The sequence below is a fragment of the Stenotrophomonas sp. 01N47 genome (genome assembly GCF_056399165.1).
This window is the reverse complement of the sequence record NZ_JBFTQU010000053.1, coordinates 1-467: the sequence shown is the minus strand read 5'-3', so window position 1 is coordinate 467 and position 467 is coordinate 1. Positions and strand designations below refer to the sequence as shown.

At 58.7% G+C, this 467-nt stretch carries 1 protein-coding gene; it reads right to left on the bottom strand.

What is annotated here, in order from left to right:
- On the bottom strand, positions 1-359 hold a 359-nt coding region (locus AC1DKR_RS21165), incomplete at its 3' end, for a 3'(2'),5'-bisphosphate nucleotidase CysQ family protein (RefSeq protein WP_478035112.1).
- Positions 360-467 lie beyond the last annotated feature (108 nt).

Genomic DNA, 467 nt, shown 5'->3' with positions numbered 1-467 from the left:
ATGTTGACGGTGAATTCCGGCCGCTTGTCGACGAATTCGCGCGTGCCATCAAGCGGATCGACCAGGAAGAATGACGAGCCGACCGCCGGCACGATGCCGGCCGCGACCGATTCTTCGGCGATGACCGGAATATCGGGGAAATCGCGATAGAGATGCGCCAGAATGATCCGCTCGGCCTGCTCGTCGGCGATCGTCACTGGGCTGTTGTCGGCCTTGCTGGCCGCCGTGCAGCCGGCGCGGTACACATCCATGATCGCCTTGCCGGCCTCAAGGGCGGCGCGTTCAAACGTTTCGAGCATCGCGGGTCGGTTCGATCCCTTCTCCATCATGCTTCTCATAGAGTCGTTTTCACGCTTCATTGCACCGCCGGTCGACCGTCGCAAAAGGCCGCAGGTGTGGTTTGACGATTTTCCATCCATCAGCGAAGGGTAAAGATCATAGGGAAAAGTGAATTTGCGGTGAAAAGT